General features: G+C 64.4%; 15 protein-coding genes and 1 tRNA gene. 8 read left to right on the forward strand and 8 right to left on the reverse strand.

What is annotated here, in order from left to right:
• Positions 1 to 30: 30 nt before the first annotated feature.
• From BMI88_RS08305 to pdxH, 7 genes are all read right to left on the reverse strand, one after another.
• Positions 31 to 645 (reverse strand): HD domain-containing protein, encoded by a 615-nt coding sequence (locus tag BMI88_RS08305; RefSeq protein WP_246831849.1) that lies wholly within the window; start codon positions 643 to 645, stop codon positions 31 to 33.
• A gap of 265 nt (positions 646 to 910) precedes the next feature.
• Entirely contained in the window at positions 911 to 1,156 is a 246-nt protein-coding gene (locus BMI88_RS08310) for a hypothetical protein (protein ID WP_078520114.1), read from the reverse strand.
• 148 nt (positions 1,157 to 1,304) lie between these two features.
• Positions 1,305 to 4,964 (reverse strand): vitamin B12-dependent ribonucleotide reductase, encoded by a 3,660-nt coding sequence (locus BMI88_RS08315; protein WP_078547751.1) that lies wholly within the window; start codon positions 4,962 to 4,964, stop codon positions 1,305 to 1,307.
• Between the two features lie 525 nt (positions 4,965 to 5,489).
• Positions 5,490 to 5,566 (reverse strand) — tRNA-Pro (locus BMI88_RS08320).
• Positions 5,567 to 5,606: 40 nt separating this feature from the next.
• Positions 5,607 to 6,098 carry a DUF192 domain-containing protein gene (locus BMI88_RS08325; RefSeq protein WP_078547753.1) on the reverse strand — a complete coding sequence of 164 codons (492 nt, stop codon included), beginning with the start codon at positions 6,096 to 6,098 and terminating at the stop codon, positions 5,607 to 5,609.
• Complete coding sequence (locus tag BMI88_RS08330; protein ID WP_078520559.1) at positions 6,068 to 6,604, reverse strand: cold shock domain-containing protein; 537 nt, start codon at positions 6,602 to 6,604, stop codon at positions 6,068 to 6,070. Before BMI88_RS08330 ends, BMI88_RS08325 begins: the two co-directional genes overlap by 31 nt.
• A gap of 137 nt (positions 6,605 to 6,741) precedes the next feature.
• Positions 6,742 to 7,365: a pyridoxamine 5'-phosphate oxidase gene (gene pdxH, locus BMI88_RS08335; protein WP_078542894.1), complete on the reverse strand. Its 624-nt coding sequence runs from the start codon at positions 7,363 to 7,365 to the stop codon at positions 6,742 to 6,744.
• Between the two features lie 164 nt (positions 7,366 to 7,529).
• Here pdxH and fabI point away from each other — a divergent pair, with 164 nt between their 5' ends.
• The 7 genes from fabI to trpE all read left to right on the forward strand — a co-directional run bounded on the left by fabI (position 7,530) and on the right by trpE (position 14,765).
• Positions 7,530 to 8,351 (forward strand): enoyl-ACP reductase FabI, encoded by an 822-nt coding sequence (gene fabI / locus BMI88_RS08340; protein WP_078520117.1) that lies wholly within the window; start codon positions 7,530 to 7,532, stop codon positions 8,349 to 8,351.
• 1 nt (position 8,352) lies between these two features.
• The gene (locus BMI88_RS08345; RefSeq protein ID WP_078547756.1) at positions 8,353 to 8,970 is read left to right on the forward strand and encodes a LysE family translocator; all 618 of its coding nucleotides are present in this window, start codon (positions 8,353 to 8,355) and stop codon (positions 8,968 to 8,970) included.
• A gap of 11 nt (positions 8,971 to 8,981) precedes the next feature.
• Positions 8,982 to 9,488, forward strand: coding sequence for a xanthine phosphoribosyltransferase (gpt, locus tag BMI88_RS08350; protein ID WP_075775650.1), 507 nt, complete (start codon positions 8,982 to 8,984; stop codon positions 9,486 to 9,488).
• A gap of 3 nt (positions 9,489 to 9,491) precedes the next feature.
• The gene (locus BMI88_RS08355; RefSeq protein WP_078547759.1) at positions 9,492 to 10,010 is read left to right on the forward strand and encodes a DUF2127 domain-containing protein; all 519 of its coding nucleotides are present in this window, start codon (positions 9,492 to 9,494) and stop codon (positions 10,008 to 10,010) included.
• Between the two features lie 143 nt (positions 10,011 to 10,153).
• Complete coding sequence (locus BMI88_RS08360; RefSeq protein WP_078547761.1) at positions 10,154 to 11,335, forward strand: aminotransferase; 1,182 nt, start codon at positions 10,154 to 10,156, stop codon at positions 11,333 to 11,335.
• 65 nt (positions 11,336 to 11,400) lie between these two features.
• On the forward strand, positions 11,401 to 13,242 hold the full coding sequence (locus BMI88_RS08365) for a SurA N-terminal domain-containing protein (protein WP_078547763.1): 1,842 nt from the start codon (positions 11,401 to 11,403) through the stop codon (positions 13,240 to 13,242).
• An 11-nt stretch (positions 13,243 to 13,253) separates the two neighbouring features.
• A complete protein-coding gene (gene trpE / locus BMI88_RS08370; protein WP_078547765.1) occupies positions 13,254 to 14,765 on the forward strand; it encodes an anthranilate synthase component I in 1,512 nt (503 codons plus the stop codon).
• 36 nt (positions 14,766 to 14,801) lie between these two features.
• Here trpE and BMI88_RS08375 read toward each other — a convergent pair whose 3' ends face one another.
• Positions 14,802 to 16,589 carry a divergent polysaccharide deacetylase family protein gene (locus BMI88_RS08375; RefSeq protein WP_078547767.1) on the reverse strand — a complete coding sequence of 596 codons (1,788 nt, stop codon included), beginning with the start codon at positions 16,587 to 16,589 and terminating at the stop codon, positions 14,802 to 14,804.
• 181 nt (positions 16,590 to 16,770) lie between these two features.
• Between BMI88_RS08375 and BMI88_RS08380 the strand changes: the two genes are divergently transcribed.
• Complete coding sequence (locus BMI88_RS08380; protein ID WP_078520124.1) at positions 16,771 to 17,364, forward strand: aminodeoxychorismate/anthranilate synthase component II; 594 nt, start codon at positions 16,771 to 16,773, stop codon at positions 17,362 to 17,364.
• Positions 17,365 to 17,370 lie beyond the last annotated feature (6 nt).

Genomic DNA, 17,370 nt, shown 5'->3' on the forward strand with positions numbered 1-17,370 from the left:
CGGGAGAGGACCGGTGCGGTCCCAGCCCGCTCAGGCGGGATCGGGCAGACCGTGAACCTCGCCCGCACGCAGCACCTCGGGCGCATAGGCCTTGCGGGAAAACACCTCGCGGACATCCTCGACGAAGCTCTCCAGCGGGTCCATCGGATAGGCCGGATCGAAGCTCGACTGATCCCAGCGCTCGCAGAATTGCTCGCAGCTGTTGTAGCAGGGATGATCCTTGAACTTCTGCCGTTCTTCCGGGTCCCAGCCGTAGTGATGGCCGTAATAGGCCATCTGGAAGATGCCGTGATGCTCCACCACCCACGAGACCTCTTCGCGGACATAGGGGCGCAGGATTTCGGCGGCCATCCGGTCGTGGTTCTGCGGGGCGAGCCGGTCGCCGATATCGTGCAGCAGCGCCGCTACGACCCAGTCGAGATCCGCCCCGTCGCGCCGCGCCCGCGTCGCCGCCTGCAACCCGTGTTCGAGCCGAGTGATCTGGTAGCCCGACAGCGTCTCCTCCGCCTGCGCGGCCAATTCGCGCAACAACCGGTCCGCCGTGCCTGCAAGGAAGGGCTTTTCCAGCTCTTCAAGCAGCTCGTAATCCTCGCGGGTGCCGTCTTTCATCTGGGTGAAGGAGACTGTCGGTCCGGATGCGGTCATCTGCGGTCCTTCCGGTTGCGGGTTTCAATCCTCGGCCCCCTCGGGCCACTGCGCATATCGTGACGCGCGGGGGCGCAAATGACCAGAACCCGCCCCTGCGCTCTTCCCCAAGAAATAATGCGGCCCTCTCCGGGGGGTTGGAGAGGGCCAGTTTCGCCGATCAGGCTCATTAGTTTACCGCCCGAGCTTATCGTCGTTTTGCCTGGGCCTTCTCAGCGTCTGGGGCGAGCGCACCCGCCCCGGATCTCGTTTTCGCGCGCGGCGCTCAGTGCAGCGCCATCTCCCGCGCGGTCATCAGGGTGACGGTGGTCGCACCGCCGCCCATGCGGATATCGGTCACGTCGAGCGCGTGGTGATCGAGGTCGCCGCCGAGGCAGGCGATCTCGATGCCCGTGAAGGTTGCGTCGATCAGCGAGGTCAGTTCCTCGCCCACCAGCTCGGCCTCGATGCCACCGGGAATCCGGCGCGTGGCTTTCGGGGTCACCTTCTTATTGCCGACGATCAGATCCAATTTCCGCTCCTTTTGCCGCCTTTGGCGGTCGTTCTGTCCCTCGGCCCGCCATGCGAATGGGCCCCAGTCGTCACGTCCCAGTCCCCGCCACGCGGATCGCGTGTGGTCGTCGTCGGGGCCCCGGCCGCCAGACCGAGACCCCTGTCCCTCAAGAGCAACCGCTGGTCGCCCCGCAGGTGTTGCACTTCATGCAGGTGCCGTTGCGCACGAGCGTGTAGTTGCCGCAATCGCCGCAGGCCTCGCCCTCGTAGCCCTGCATCTTCGCCTTGGCGCGCGCATCCATCTGGACACCCCCAGAGGAGACCGCCGTGGAGCTGGACGCACGGGCCTGCGCGCTTTGCGCGGGCATCTGCGAGGTCACGACGTCCACACCGCCCTGCAGCACCATCAGCTCTTGCGGCAGGCGCTTGCGCAGGTAACCGGTCGAGGAAATCTGACGCAGCACTTCGAGCGATTTCGACGCGTTCTCGGACATCGGCTCGACATTGCCATCGGCGCGCTTGCCCTCGTTTTCGCCGCCGCCCAGATCGTCGAAGCTGGTGCCCTGCGGCTTGATATGCGCAAGGTCGGTGCGGTCGAGATAGGACACGGCCAGTTCGCGGAACACGTAATCGAGGATCGAGGTCGCGTTCTTGATCGAGTCGTTCCCCTGAACCATGCCGGCGGGTTCGAACTTGGTAAAGGTGAAGGCGTCCACGAACTCCTCCAGCGGCACGCCATATTGCAGGCCGACCGACACGGCGATCGCGAAGTTGTTCATCATCGCCCGGAAGCCAGCGCCTTCCTTGTGCATGTCGATGAAGATCTCGCCCAGCGTGCCGTCGTGGTATTCGCCGGTGCGCAGATAGACCTTGTGGCCGCCCACGACCGCCTTCTGCGTATAGCCCTTACGACGCTCGGGGAGCTTCTCGCGGTGGCTGCGCACGATCTCCTTGACCAGCACCTTCTCGACGATCTTCTCGGCGAGCACGGCGGCTTTTTCCTGGGTCGAACCGGTGGCGAGGATTTCCTCGGCCTCCTCGTCATCCTCGACCAGGGCTGCGGCCAGCGGCTGCGACAGTTTCGATCCGTCACGATAGAGCGCGTTGGCCTTGATGCCGAGCGACCAGCTCAGCTCGTAAGCCGCTTTCACGTCTTCGATCGAGGCGTGGTTCGCCATGTTGATCGTCTTCGAGATCGCGCCCGAGATGAAGCTCTGCGCGGCGGCCATCATGTAGATGTGGCTGTCGACGCTGAGGTAGCGCTTGCCCTTCTTGCCGCAGGGGTTGGCGCAGTCGAACACGCTCAGATGCTCGTCCTTCAGGTGCGGCGCACCTTCCAGCGTCATCGTCCCGCAGACATGGTCGTTTGCGGCGTCGATCTGCTTCTTGGTGAAGCCGAGGTGACGCAGCATGTCGAAGGTCGGATCGTTCAGCTTCTCGGCCGGGATGCCCAGCGTCTGGGTGCAGAACTCCTCGCCCAGTGTCCACTGGTTGAAGACGAAACGGATATCGAAGGCGGTCGGCAGCGCGGCCTCGACCTTCTCGATCTCGCGCGGGCCGAAGCCGTGGCCGATCAGCGCCGTGGTGTTGATGTCGGGGCAGTTGCCGAGGCTCGCGTGACCCACGGCATAGGCGATGATCTCTTCGATCTGCGCCGAGCCATAGCCCAGCGTCTCGAGCGCGCCCGGCACCGAGCGGTTGATGATCTTGAAGTAGCCGCCGCCTGCGAGCTTCTTGAACTTCACCAGCGCGAAGTCCGGCTCGATCCCGGTGGTGTCGCAATCCATCACGAGACCGATCGTCCCGGTCGGCGCGATCACCGACACTTGGGCGTTGCGGTAGCCGTGCTTCTCGCCCAGCGCCAGCGCCTCGTCCCAGGCTTGGGTGGCGAGCGCGATCAGGTCCTGATCGGGGCAGCCCTTGTGGTCGAGCGCGACCGGCTTGGTCTCGAGGTTCTCGTAGCCGTCGGTCTTGCCGTAAGCCGCGTTGCGGTGGTTACGGATGACGCGCAGCATGTGCTTGGAGTTCTTCTCGTAGCCCGGGAAGGCGCCCAGCTCGCCCGCCATCTCTGCCGAAGTGGCGTAGGACACACCGGTCATCACGGCAGTCAGCGCGCCACAGAGCGCCCGGCCCTCTTTGCTGTCGTAGCCCAGACCCATGTTCATCAGCAGGCCGCCGATATTGGCATAGCCGAGGCCCAGCGTGCGGAAGTCGTAGCTGCGCTGCGCGATTTCCTTCGAGGGGAACTGCGCCATCAGCACCGAGATTTCCAGCGTCACGGTCCACAGGCGGGTGGCGTGCATGTAGCTTTCCGCGTCGAACTTGCCGTCCTTGTAGAAGGTCAGCAGGTTCATCGAAGCGAGGTTGCAGGCCGTGTCGTCGAGGAACATGTATTCTGAGCACGGGTTCGAGCCGCGGATCGCACCGTCTTCGGGGCAGGTATGCCATTCGTTGACCGTGTCGTGGAACTGGATGCCCGGATCGGCGCAGGCCCAGGCGGCATGGCCGACCTGCTCCCACAGATCGCGCGCCTTCACGGTCTTCGCGACCTTGCCGTCGGTGCGGCGCACCAGCTCCCAATCGGCATCGTCCTTCACCGCTTTCAGGAAAGCGTTGGTGACGCGCACCGAGTTGTTCGAGTTCTGGCCCGAGACCGAGACATAGGCTTCCGAGTCCCAGTCGGTGTCGTAGGTCGGGAATTCGATGCTGGCATAACCCTGCCGCGCATATTGCAGCACGCGGTTGATGTAGGTCTCCGGGATCATCACGCGCTTGGCGGATTTGATCGCGTCTTTCAACGCCTCGTTCTGGGTCGGATCGACCGAGGTTTCCGTCGAGCCGTCGAATTCGCGAATGGCGGTGAAGATGCCGTTCAGCTCACGCTCATGCAGCTTGGAGCCCGCGACCAGCGAGGCCACTTTCTGCTCTTCGATGACCTTCCAGTTGACGAATTCCTCGATATCGGGGTGATCCATGTCGCAGATCACCATCTTCGCCGCGCGGCGCGTGGTGCCGCCCGACTTGATCGCACCCGCTGCGCGGTCGCCGATCTTCAGAAAGCCCATCAGGCCCGAGGATTTGCCGCCGCCCGAGAGGCTCTCGCCCTCGGCGCGCAGACTCGAGAAATTGGTGCCGGTGCCCGAGCCGTATTTGAACAGGCGCGCCTCACGGACCCAGAGGTCCATGATCCCGCCCTCTTTCACCAGATCGTCCGAGACCGACTGGATGAAGCAGGCATGGGGCTGCGGATGCTCGTAGGCCGAGGTCGAGGAGGTCAGCTTGCCCGACTTGTGATCGACATAGAAGTGACCCTGACCGGGGCCGTCGATGCCATAGGCCCAATGCAGGCCTGTGTTGAACCATTGCGGCGAGTTCGGCGCGGCCATCTGTTCGGCCAGCATGAAGCGCATCTCGTCATAGTAAGCCTGCGCATCAGCTTCCGTGGAGAAGTAGCCGCCCTTCCAGCCCCAATAGCACCAGGCACCGGCGAGACGGTCGAACACTTGCTTGGCTGAGTTTTCACCGGTGTAGCGCGCCTCTTCGGGGAGCTGAGCAAGCGCCTCTTCATCGGGGACCGAGCGCCACAGGAATTCCGGCACGCCCTTCTCTTTGACCTTCTTCAGCGCCGCCGGAACGCCGGCCTTGCGGAAGTATTTCTGCGCGAGCACGTCGGACGCCACCTGGCTCCAGCGGCCGGGCACTTCGACCGACTCATTTCGGAACACCACTTTCCCGTCGGGGTTGCGAATCTCAGACGTGGTCGTCGTGAATTCCAGCGCGCCGTAAGCGCCGGTTTCGTCGGTGGTGAACTTCCGTTCGATCTTCATTGCCCTGTCCCCGTTTGCAGTCAGTCCAATCCGGTGCCGGCGGGAGCCGCAGAAGACAAAGAAGCCCGGGCCTCGCAGTCGACACCGCGAGGGCTGCGCGCCCCGGATTCGGGGGTGCAATGTCCGAAATCTGTCCCTTGGCCCTAGGCTCCACTACATCTGGTGGGTTAGCCTCCGACACCACACAACCTGCCGTAGGCGCACCGAGCCGTCAACGAAACTTTCACCTTGAGTCAGTCCATTTTTCAGTTGACCGACCCCAAGGGAAGCGCGCTGCACGATTCCTCCACATTTGGTTAACGCATGGGCGCTGCACTGCGGCACCAATAAGGGCCAAATTTCATTGAAGATTCGGGGGCTTTAGCCGCTCATCTGGCAATTTCAATCCACAGAACGCAATATCTTGTGGATAGCCTCGCCGGGGTTGCGCAAAAATTGGGCAAAGCCGAAGAGCGTGTCGCTAGTGTCACAATCAAGAGCCTACCACTAGATATAGCGGGCCCGATTCCGGCGATTTCGAGGGGATGGTCGGGGCGGCGAGATTCGAACTCACGACCTTCTGTACCCAAAACAGACGCGCTACCAGGCTGCGCTACGCCCCGACGCCCTCTCCTTACAAAGAGGCTCGTCCCAAGGAAAGGGTCATTCGCAGGGAAATGCGGCCTGCGCGGGATCGACGCTGGGATGCGCCAGTTGCGTGCCCGGCGCGATGCCGTGGCGCGCCGCCATCCCGGCATTGATCTCGAGCACGTAGCGCACCGGTGCGCCGGAGGGAATCGGGGTGTCGTCATTGGGCGTCATATTGGCCGCGACCTTCACGACCTCGCCCGTCGGATCGATGAACACCATGTCGAGCGACAGCGGCGTGTCATGCATCCAGAAGGCGACCTCCCGCGCATGCTCGTAGATGAAGAGCATCCCTGCCCCTTCGTCCATCTCGCGCCGCCCCATCAGGCCCTGCGCGCGCTCGGCGCTGCTATCGGCAATCTCGACGGTGAAGCTGACCGGCTGGTCCCCGGCGCGCAGAATGGCGAGGTCATCGCGGCACTGCGCCCCCTCCGCCGCGGCGAGGCCCGGCGTTACGGCAAGGAAAAGCGCGGCGCTCAGCGCCCGGATTTCAAGCCTGCATCCCATGCGAGAACCTGAGCCGCCATCCGGCCGCGCTTGCCTTCGATCACGCGCAGGCACACCGCTTCGCCGGGGGTAAGATCGGCAAAACCCGACCGGCGCAGAACTTCCATATGGATGAAGATGTCCTCGTCATTCTCGAAGACATTGGCAAAGCCGAAGCCCTTGGATTTTTCGAACCACTTCACCCGAGCAGGCTCAAGCGGCAGCGCCGCGATATCGTCGAACGTGTTGTCACCCAAATCCTCGATCGGAGCGACGGGCTCGCCTTCCGGAGGAAGAATCTCCAAAACCTCGACCGCCTGCGCGCCGCGCGGGGTCAGCTGCATCTGGACCCGAATCCGTGCGTGGTCGGCAATCGAGCCCTGACCGAAATTGCGCAGAACATTCGCATGAAGAAGGATGTCCGGCCCCCCTTCACCATCGACGATGAAGCCGAACCCTTTGACAGGGTCGAACCATTTGACGGTGCCGGTCACCTCACGAAGCTCTGCCTCGGACTCCCCCAGCATATTCCATCCCGTTTGCATTCGCGGGCTTTCCTGTTCGCATTTCCTCCGCACGTCCTTCTGGAAATGCGGTGTTTAGGGGACACTTCAAGAGATTGCCCAAAGTTTCAAGACCCTATGCAATTCACGAAGCGCGAGTTTCAGGGGTTCAGGCGGGTTACAACCCACTGATCGGCAAGGGTTTGCCGGCTCCAGCGGAAGCGATCATGAAGGCGAAAAGAACCGTCCGCCCAGAATTCCAACTCCAACGGTTTGATTCTGAACCCTCCCCAAAACGGCGGCCGATCGGGATTCGCACCGTGGCTCGCGGTCACCTTCGCGACCTCCGCCATCAAGGCGCTGCGTGAACTCAGTGGCTCACTTTGTCGCGAGGCCCAGGCGCCGAGACGCGATTTCAGCGAGCGCGACTTGTAGTAGGCGTCGGCCTGCGGCCCCTCCTCGCGCTCAACCATACCGCGAACCCGAATCTGCCGGCGCAGCGATTTCCAATGCATCACGAAGGCGGCTTTCCCGGCGCTTTCGATCTCCTGCGCCTTCACCGATCCGTAGTTGGTGTAGAAGACGAAAGCCCCGCCGGAGGGCATGTCGCGCCCTTCGATTTCCTTGAGAAGAACCATACGCGCATTGGGCAACCCGTCCGGATCGACCGTCGCCAGGGCAATCGCATTGGGATCGTTGATCTCGGTGTCCGCGGCCTCATCCAGCCATGTCTGCGCGATGGCAAAAGGATCGTCGCCTGCGAAAATTCCGGTTCTGTCACTCATACTCGCCTCCAGTCTCGCCGCCGCTTCGCACATCAGGCGCAACGCCCCGATCTGCAACACGATCCACACGATCATGCTTGACCGGAGGTCAGTAGCCTTGATGCGTCTCCACCTTTCGCCTAAAGCATTCGGACTTACCAGAGCGAAGCGGGGGAAAACCTGACATGTCAAACAACCTGATGGCAGGCAAACGCGGGCTGATTATGGGCCTTGCGAATGACAAATCCATCGCCTGGGGCATCGCCAAAGCCCTCGCGGATGCCGGTGCGGAGCTGGCCTTCTCGTTCCAGGGCGAGGCGCTCAAGAAGCGCGTGGGGCCGCTGGCAGAACAGCTCGGCTCCGATATCCTCGTGGAATGCGACGTCGCCAGCGGCGACTCGATCCAGACGCTCTTCGAGACGCTGCGCACCCATTGGGACAGCATCGATTTCGTCGTCCATGCGATCGGCTTCTCCGACAAGTCGGAGCTGCGCGGACGCTACGTCGACACGTCGCGCGACAATTTCAAAACCACGATGGACATCTCGGTCTATTCCTTCACCGCCGTGTGCAAAGAAGCCGCCGCGATGATGAACGAGGGCGGCTCGCTGCTCACGCTCACCTATTACGGTGCCGAGCAGGTCATGCCCCATTACAACGTGATGGGCGTGGCGAAAGCGGCGCTGGAAGCCAGCGTGATGTATATCGCCGAGGATCTCGGCAAGGACGGCATCCGCTGCAACGCGATCTCCGCCGGCCCGATCAAGACCCTCGCGGCTTCGGGCATCGGTGATTTCCGCTACATCATGAAGTGGAACGAGCTGAACTCGCCGCTGCGCCGCAACGTGACTCAGGAAGAAGTCGGCAAGGCCGCGCTCTACCTGCTCTCCGATCTCGGTTCCGGCACCACCGGCGAGACGCTGCATGTCGACGCTGGCTATCACGTGGTGGGCATGAAAGCGGTCGACGCGCCCGATATCGACGTGGTCACCAAGCGGAAGGAATGAGATGACCCTCGCGGCCCTCACCGCGATCTATTTCGTGCATCTGGCCGCGGCGATGTCGCCGGGGCCAGCGGTGCTTCTGGCTGCGCGCACGGGTCTGCGTGAAGGCTTCGGACGCGGCATCTGGCTCGCGCTCGGCATCGGCCTGGGCGCGGTGATCTGGGCGGCGGCGGCACTTTTCGGCCTCGCCCTCGTCTTCAAGGTCGCCCCTGCCCTGCTGACCACGCTCAAGATCGCGGGCGCCGCCTATCTGCTCTGGCTCGCCTATAAGATGTGGCGCCATGCGGGCGATCCGATGGATGAAGAAATCCCCGACCTGCCGCGCACCCGCTCGATCCCCCGGCTGATCTGGCTCGGTGTCTCGACCCAGCTCGCCAACCCCAAACCCGCCGTGTTCTTCGGCACCGTCTTCCTGACCTTCATCCCGCCGTCGGCACCTGCCTGGGCCTATGTCGCGATCCTCGGCATCGTGATGTTCAACGATGCGGGATGGAACGTCATCGTCGCGCGGATCTTCTCGCTCGAGAAAACGCGCGCGGCCTATCTGAACCTGAAAACCGTGATCGAGCGCTGCTTTGGCGGCCTGCTGGCGCTGCTCGGTCTGAAACTCGCTCTGAGCTGAGGAGACCCCCGATGTCCGATCGTCTGCCGCATGAAAAAGGCTTCCATGTCAGCTGGGACCAGATCCACCGCGATGCGCGCGCGCTCGCATGGCGCCTCGACGGCAAGGGCCCGGGCGACGGCAGCTGGCGCGCAGTGGTGGGCATCACCCGTGGCGGGCTCGTTCCGGCGGCGATCGTCGCGCGCGAGCTCGACATCCGCACGGTCGATACGATCTCAGTCAAAAGCTACAACCATCAGGAACAGCGCGAAGCGCAGGTCATCAAGCCGACGCAAGAGAGCCTGATGGAAAACGGCGGCGAAGGCGTGCTGATCGTCGACGACCTCGTCGACACCGGCAACACGCTGAAGCTGGTGCGCGACCTCTTCCCGAAAGCGCAATTCGCCACCGTCTACGCCAAGCCGATGGGGGCGCCGCTTGTCGACACCTTCATCACCGAGGTCAGCCAGGACACCTGGATCTTCTTCCCCTGGGACATGGCGCTGCAATATGTGCAGCCGTATCGCGGCACGGACTGATCGGTGAAATTCGGCGCCCCCGGAACCCCTCTGGGTCGGTTCCTGCACTGGCTCTTCGAGGTCAGCTTGATCATCAAGGCGATCTTCGAGATCGCGGAAACGCTGTCTGGCCTCGCGCTGCTCGGCCTGCCGAAGAATGCGCTGTTCGATGCGGCGCATTGGCTGACCGCGCGCGAGCTGCGCGAGGATCCCAATGACCGGATCGCCAACGCATTCCTGAACGCGGCCCATCACTTCTCGATCCAGACGCAGGATTTCTACGGCTTCTATTTTACCAGCCACGGCTTGCTGAAACTTGTCGTCGTGCTGCTACTGATCCGCGGGCTGATCTGGGCCTATCCGATGGCTATCGTGATGATGACGGGCTTCGTGGCCTACCAGATGTATCTCTATAGCCTGAACCACGGCGCAGGCATGCTGGCGCTGACGGTGCTGGATCTCGTGGTGATCGCACTGACCCTGCGCGAATGGTACGTGCGGCACAACTTCGCGTGGCGCAACCACCGTGAGAGACGCAGCTAGGGCCGCTGCCCCCTGAGATATTTCCGACAAGCGGAAGCGCAAACCCCTTCTTCTCGATCCAAATATCCCCGCCGGAGGCTCCCGCCTCTTGCCAAGCGCGCGAGGCTCTGCTGATCTCGCGCCGATCATCCAGAAGGACCCCCATGCCGCATCCGCTCAATCCCGCCCTCGCCGCAACCTTCCCGCCCCCGGTCATGGAGGCGCGGCGCTGGCTCGACGGGGTCGAATTCACCGCCGATCGTCCGCTGATCAACGTCTCTCAGGCAGCCCCTGTCGATCCGCCGCCCGAGGCGCTGCGCCAAGCGATCGCCGCGGCCGCGCTGAACGATCCGCAGGCGCATCTTTACGGCCCCGTTCTGGGCCTGCCCGACCTGCGTGCCGAACTGGCGCATCAATGGTCGCTGGCCTATGGCGGCGAGATCGCCGCGCGTCAGGTCGCGATCACCCAAGGCTGCAATCAGGCGTTCTGCGCGACGCTGGCCACGCTCGCAAGTCCCGGCGACGAGGTGATTCTGCCGACGCCGTGGTATTTCAATCACAAGATGTGGCTCGACATGGCGGGCGTGCAGACGGTGCCGCTGGCACCCGGCGCGGGGCTTCTGCCCGACCCCGATGAGGCCGCCGCGAAGATCACCGACAAGACCCGCGCGATCGTGCTGGTCTCGCCCAACAATCCGGGCGGGGCGGAATATCCGGCCGAACTGCTGCGCGCCTTCGCCGATCTGGCCAAGCGGCACAAGCTCGCGCTGATCGTGGACGAGACCTATCGCGATTTCGACTCGCGTAGCGGCGCGCCGCATGACCTGTTCTCGGATCCCGACTGGCCGCGCTATTTCATCCATCTCTACTCGTTCTCGAAGGCCTATCGCCTGACCGGCCATCGCGTCGGCGCCATCGTCGCGGGCGAGGCGCGCCTCGCCGAGGTCGAGAAATTCCTCGACACGGTCGCGATCTGCCCCTCGCAACTCGGTCAGATGGCCGCGCTTTGGGGCATGCTGCACCTGTCGCAATGGGTCGCGGGCGAGCGCGCGGAAATCCTGCGCCGGCGCGCAGCCATGGAGGCCGCTTTCGCCGATCTGGAGGGCTGGAAGATGCTCGGCTGCGGGGCCTATTTCGCCTATGTGACGCATCCCGATCCCCGCCCCTCTCCTGATTTCGCGCAGGCACTGGTGCGCGAGGCGGGCGTGCTGATGCTGCCCGGTACGATGTTCATGCCGCAGGGCGCAAACGGAGCCGCGCAGCAGATGCGGATCGCCTTCGCCAATGTCGATACAGACGGGATCGCGGCCCTTCGCGACCGGCTGGCGGGCCTCGCGCGCGGCTAGCCTTGCAGGCCAGTAATCAAAGCCCTAAACAGCGCCCAACAAACAATGCCCGAGGAGGAACCCCGATGAAGATGCGCAGCCACGGCAAGAGTGTCGTCGTCTGGATCTTGCTGGCCATGCTGATCCTTGGTCTCGGCGGTTTCGGGCTACGCAATTTCTCCGGTTCGGCCAAAGCGGTCGGCGCGGTTGGCGACACCAAGATCACCGTCGACGATTACGCCCGCGCCCTGCGTCAGGAGATGCAGCAGCGCAGCCAGCAGCTTGGCCAGCCGGTCACGATGGCGCAGATGCGCTCCTCCGGCGTCGACCAGCAGGTGCTGGGCAAGCTGATCGGTCAGGCCGCGATCGGCGAAGGCGCGCGGCGTCTTGGCGTGTCGGTGGGCGACCAGCAGTTGCAAAAGCAGCTCTACGACGTTCAGGCGTTCCAGAACGCCTCGGGCAAGTTCGACCGCGAAACCTATAAATTCGCGCTGCGCCAACAGGGCTATACCGAGCCGCAATTCGAGGCGCAGCTGCGCGACGATCTCTCGCGCTCGATCATTCAGGGCGCGGTCGCAGGGGGCGTGGACGCGCCCAAGCCGGTGGTCGACGCCTATACCAAATATGTCAGCGAGAAGCGCGGCTTCACCTGGGCCGAAGTGACCGAGAGCGATCTGACCAAGGCGATCCCGGACCCGACCGACGATCAACTTCAGACCTATTACAACGACCACATCGATCAGTTCACCGCGCCCCAGACGCGCGACATCACCTATGCGTGGCTGACCCCGGACATGCTGGCCGACAAGGTCAAGATCGACGACGCCACGCTGAAGGCCGAATACGAGCGCCGCGCCGACGAGTTCAAACAGCCCGAGAAACGCCTCGTGGAGCGTCTCGTCTATTCCGACATGGACGCAGCCAAGGCCGCGAAAGCCAAGCTGGATGGCGGCGCAACCTTCGCCGATCTCGCCAAGGATCGCGGCCTGTCGCTCGACGACGCCGATCTGGGGGATGTGACCCGCGACGATCTGGGCAAGGCTGCCGATCCGGTCTTCTCGGCCGAGAACAACACCGTGGTCGGCCCCGTCGAGACCGATCTGGGTCCGGCCCTGTTCAAGGTGAACGGCATCATCGATGCGCAGGAAACCTCCTTTGCCGAAGCGCGCGACGAACTCGCGGGCGATGCCGAAGCCGAGAAGGCGCGCAACGAAATCGGCAAGATGAGCGAAGACCTTCAGGACCGTCTGGCAGGCGGCGCGACGCTCGAAGAGATGGCCAAGGAAACCGATATGGAGCTTGGCCAGATCGCCTACACCGCCGACAGCACCGATGGCATCGCGGGCTATGACGAGTTCCGCAAAGCGGCTGACGAAGCCACGACCGACGCCTATCCCGACCTGCAGACGCTCTCGGATGGCGGCGTCTTCGCGCTGCGCCTCAACAAGATCGTGCCGCCCCAGCCCAAGCCCTTCGCCGATGTGAAGGACGAGGTCGCAGCGGCCTGGCGCGCCGATCAGGTGGTGCAGGCCGAAGAGGACCGCGCCAAGGAGATCGTCTCGACGGTCGAGGGCGGCAAGTCGCTGGGCGAGACCGGCGTGCTGACCACCAAGGTCGCGAGCATCGGCCGTGGCGGCTATTCCGACGAACTGCCGCCGCCGGTGATCTCGAAGGTCTTCAAGACCGAACCGGGCAAGCCCGCGCAGATCACCGCCAACGGCAAGGTCTATGTCTTCGTCACCGACAAGGTCATTCCGGCGGATATGGAAGATGCCGACACCAAGCTGATCTCGGGTCAGATCGGTACCCAGCTGTCGAACTCGCTGGCCAATGACCTGCTCAATTTCTACGCGACCGCCGTGGAGTCGGAAGCCGGGCTCGATCTCGACAACCAGACCGTGACCGCCGTGCAGTCGCAGATGCAGTAAGGAGGCCCACCGTGGTCGCTCTCTCCCCCTCTTTCGAGGCGTTCGAGGAACGCTGGGCCAAGGGTGAAAACCAGCTGGTCTACGCGCGGCTCGCGGCCGATCTGGACACGCCCGTCTCGCTGATGCTCAAGCTCGCCGAGGCGCAGCCCAATTCCTTCATGCTGGAATCGGTGACTAGCGGCGAGGTGCGCGGGCGCTACTCGATCGTCGGCATGAAGCCTGACGTGATCTGGGAATGCCGGGGCGAGCAGGCGCGGATCAACCGCTCGGCGCGCTTCGACGAGGCGTGGGAAGACCTTCCGGGCCACCCGTTCGACAGCCTGCGCGCCTTGATCGCGGAAAGCCGCATCGAGATGCCCGACGATCTGCCCGCCGCGGCGGCGGGTCTCTTCGGCTATCTCGGCTATGACACCATCCGTCTGGTCGAGAAGCTGCCGAACGTGAACCCCGATCCGCTGGGCGTGCCCGACGCGATGCTGCTGCGCCCGTCGGTCGTGGCCGTACTCGACGGGGTGAAGGGCGACGTGATCATCTGTGCGCCTGCCTTCCAAGCCGAGGGCAAGTCCGCGCGCGCGGCCTATGCGCAGGCCGCCGAACGCGTCTCGGATGCGCTGCGCGATCTCGACCGCACCCCGGTGGAGAGCCGCGATCTGGGCGAGAGCCTGCAGGTCGGCGAGATGCATTCGAACTTCACCAAAGAGGGCTACATGTCCGCCGTGGAGAAGGCGAAGGATTACATCCGCGCGGGCGACATCTTCCAGGTGGTCCCGGCGCAGCGCTGGTCGGCGCATTTCCCGCTGCCGCCCTTCGCGCTTTACCGCAGCTTGCGGCGCACCAACCCCTCCCCCTTCATGTTCTTCCTGAACTTCGGGGGCTTCCAGATCGTCGGCGCTTCGCCCGAGATTCTCGTGCGCGTGCGCGAGGGCGAGGTGACGATCCGCCCGATCGCGGGCACCCGTCCGCGCGGGGCGACCCCTGCCGAGGACAAGGCGCTGGAAGAGGACCTGCTGGCCGACAAGAAAGAGCTGGCCGAGCACCTGATGCTGCTCGATCTGGGTCGCAACGATGTGGGGCGCGTCGCGAAGATCGGCTCGGTCCACCCGACCGAGAAATTCATCATCGAGCGCTACAGCCACGTCATGCATATCGTCTCGAACGTCGTGGGCGAGCTGGCCGACGATCAGGACGCACTCTCGGCGCTGCTGGCCGGTCTGCCCGCAGGCACGGTCTCCGGCGCACCCAAGGTGCGCGCGATGGAGATCATCGACGAGCTGGAACCGGAGAAACGCGGCATCTATGGCGGCGCCGTGGGGTATTTCGCGGCCAATGGCGAGATGGACATGTGCATCGCGCTGCGCACGGCGGTGGTGAAGGACAAGACGCTCTACATTCAGGCGGGCGGCGGCGTGGTCTATGACAGCGACCCCGAGGCCGAATGGATGGAGACGGTAAACAAGTCCAAGGCGCTGCGCAAAGCGGCCGAGGATGCGGGGCTGTTCGTCGCCACTCGCGGCAACGGCTGAGGCAGTCGCCTTTTCCCAAGCTTTGAGAACGCGGGCTTACTGGCCCGCGTTTTCCATTTTCGGCTCGGTGTCCGGAGTGCCAGCCGCCACGCTATCCAGCGCCAACGCCGAAACCGGGGTCAGCGTCACCTTGCTCTGCGCATCGACATACCAGTCCTCGATCCCATGAACCGATTCCGGCCAGGCCGAGAGCATCACCACGACCGAGCCGTTGCGCTCTGCCTCGAAATCGGCGCGCGCCAGCATCCGCGAAATCACCGCGGCCTTCTCGCGCCCGTCATCGATCACGCGCCAGACCTGAGCGCGCGGCAGATCGGCGGAGGTCGCGATCTGGTTGGCGCTGTCGAAGCCCTTCTTCTGGGTAACAACACCCAGCCCGCCGCGGCTGAGCGCCGAGATCATCTGGCGCGCAAGCGGGCGGTTGTTCTGGAATTGCGGCTGCGGCGGCTCCACGACGGCGACCGCCTCGGGGATCACGTGACGCCAGGCCTCCAGCGCCACTTCGACATCCTCGGGCGCGGCGTTCGCGGGGAGCCCGGCTGCGAGGATCGCGACCTCGAACCCCGCCGCGCGGAAGGCTTTCGCATCGTCAGCCGCGCCGTCGCGGGTCGGATCGATCGCGATTGTCATCGGCAGATCGCTCGCCGTGATCGTCGCCGGGTCGAGCCCGCCAGCCGCCACGCCCGGATCGATCAGCACCAGCGAGATTTGCGGCTTGTCACTGATCGGTGCGGGGGCTGCGAATTTCTGGATCGGGTTCAGATCGGCCGAATCGACCGCAGCGACCTCGGGCATGTCCTGTGTGGACTGCGCGTCGGGGCCTTCCTCCGGCGCAGGCGCTGTCGAAGGCGTCACTTGCGGCAGGCGATCCACCACCACGCCGGGCGCGGATTTGAACCCACCCAGCGGCTTGCCCGGCATCGACGGCGCCTCCTCCAACGAGAAGATGCGCGGCTTGATCGGGGCCGCATCCCCGCCTTGCGGCAGGGCACGCCCGGCGGGCAGGTCCGGGCTTGTGGCCGGGTCGTTCGAGATCTCGGGCTTGTCGGCCTGCGCGGTGTCGATCCCCTCGCCATCGGGCGGCAACTGATCCGCCGCGGGCATCTCACCGAGCGACGGGGCCGCTTGGGGCTCCGCCTCGGGGGGGGCGTTCTCGGCCTCGGGCAATGCGGGCATCTCGCTCGCCGCGACAATCGTGTCGCCCTCCTCCGCAGGCGGCGTCGCTTGCTCGGACGCTTTCGGCGGCTGCAGGGTCACGTCGGGCAGCGCGGGCATCTCGGCTGCGGGCGCAGTTTCGGCGATCTGCTGCGGTTGCGCTTCGGGCGCAGGTTTGCTCACAGCGGTAACCTCGGGAGTGGCATCGGGCGCGGGCGCGCCTTGCAAAGCGGCAGGCGGCGCGCTTTCGGGTTGGGCCCCTGCCTCCGGCGCGACCGGCTCGGCGAGTGCGACGGTTTCCCCATCCGCCTCGGGGCGCGGTTCGGCCATGTCGGTCGCCATCGCAGGGCGCGCGGCGCTTTGGATTTCGTCGGCACTGGGCGGCGCGAGGCTCGGCTGCGGCTCGGACACGCGCGGCGTCTTGGTCGGCGCTGAAATCGGCGCCCCGTCCGGCGTCGGCATCGCGGGCGTGCGATCGGTCGCAGGGCGCGAGAAATCGGAGCCCGCAGGCAGGTCCACATTCGCGGGTTCTTCGGGCGTCGGGCTTCCGGCGAGCTTGATCTCTGCGCCGGGCTCTTTCGGCGCCGGGAAGATCAACGACATCACGCCCGCACCAAGTACCGCGACCAGCAGACCGGCCAGTCCGCCCTTCATCACAGATCGCATCATTGCCTGCCTCCATCTTCACCGCTCTTGATGCGCGGCTTTTCCCGGGGACTGCCCTTGACCCCGACCCTTCGCTGATAGCATCTATAGCCCGACCCGTTCCCCGGTTCACCCCCCTTGATAAGCGCATCGGCGCTTGAGTGCATGGGGGACGCCGGGGGCCAACAAACGAAAGGGCCCGGCCATGCTGCTGCTCATCGATAATTATGACAGCTTCACCTATAATTTGGTGCACTATTTTGGCGAGCTGGGCGCCGATGTGAAGGTCTGGCGTAACGACGCGCTGAACGTGCAGGAGGCGATGGGCATGGGCGCCGAGGCGATCGTGCTGTCGCCCGGGCCTTGCGACCCCGATCAGGCGGGCATCTGCCTGCCGCTGGTGATGGCCGCGGCCGAGGCGAAACTGCCTCTGTTCGGCGTCTGTCTGGGGCATCAGACCATCGGTCAGGCCTTCGGCGGGAAAGTCGTGCGCGCTTCCGAGATCGTGCATGGCAAGATGGGCGAGATCCGCCACGAGGGCAAAGGCTGCTTCAAGGGCCTGCCTTCTCCGCTGAAAGCGACGCGCTATCACTCGCTGATCGTGGAGCGCGAGAGCCTGCCCGACTGCCTCGAGATCACCGCCGAGCTGGACGACGGCACGATCATGGGCCTGCGTCATCGCGAGCTGCCGATCGAGGGCGTGCAATTCCACCCGGAATCCATCGCCTCCGAGCATGGCCACGCGATGCTGAAGAATTTCCTGACAGAGGCAGGCGTCAGCCTGAAGGTGCCCGCATGAGCCAAC

This window comes from Thioclava sp. F36-6, assembly GCF_002020305.1.
Lineage (GTDB): Bacteria > Pseudomonadota > Alphaproteobacteria > Rhodobacterales > Rhodobacteraceae > Thioclava > Thioclava sediminum.

What these genes read in the sequence shown, in the direction of transcription:
- BMI88_RS08380 (WP_078520124.1), top strand. Translation starts at nt 16,771, where the DNA reads ATGCTGCTGCTCATCGATAATTATGACAGCTTCACCTATAATTTGGTG.
- BMI88_RS08330 (WP_078520559.1), bottom strand. Translation starts at nt 6,604, where the DNA reads ATGCTGGGGGAGTCCGAGGCAGAGCTTCGTGAGGTGACCGGCACCGTC.
- BMI88_RS08345 (WP_078547756.1), top strand. Translation starts at nt 8,353, where the DNA reads ATGACCCTCGCGGCCCTCACCGCGATCTATTTCGTGCATCTGGCCGCG.
- BMI88_RS08315 (WP_078547751.1), bottom strand. Translation starts at nt 4,964, where the DNA reads ATGAAGATCGAACGGAAGTTCACCACCGACGAAACCGGCGCTTACGGC.
- BMI88_RS08305 (WP_246831849.1), bottom strand. Translation starts at nt 645, where the DNA reads ATGACCGCATCCGGACCGACAGTCTCCTTCACCCAGATGAAAGACGGC.
- gpt (WP_075775650.1), top strand. Translation starts at nt 8,982, where the DNA reads ATGTCCGATCGTCTGCCGCATGAAAAAGGCTTCCATGTCAGCTGGGAC.
- BMI88_RS08325 (WP_078547753.1), bottom strand. Translation starts at nt 6,098, where the DNA reads ATGGGATGCAGGCTTGAAATCCGGGCGCTGAGCGCCGCGCTTTTCCTT.
- pdxH (WP_078542894.1), bottom strand. Translation starts at nt 7,365, where the DNA reads ATGAGTGACAGAACCGGAATTTTCGCAGGCGACGATCCTTTTGCCATC.
- BMI88_RS08365 (WP_078547763.1), top strand. Translation starts at nt 11,401, where the DNA reads ATGAAGATGCGCAGCCACGGCAAGAGTGTCGTCGTCTGGATCTTGCTG.
- BMI88_RS08375 (WP_078547767.1), bottom strand. Translation starts at nt 16,589, where the DNA reads ATGATGCGATCTGTGATGAAGGGCGGACTGGCCGGTCTGCTGGTCGCG.
- BMI88_RS08360 (WP_078547761.1), top strand. Translation starts at nt 10,154, where the DNA reads ATGCCGCATCCGCTCAATCCCGCCCTCGCCGCAACCTTCCCGCCCCCG.
- fabI (WP_078520117.1), top strand. Translation starts at nt 7,530, where the DNA reads ATGTCAAACAACCTGATGGCAGGCAAACGCGGGCTGATTATGGGCCTT.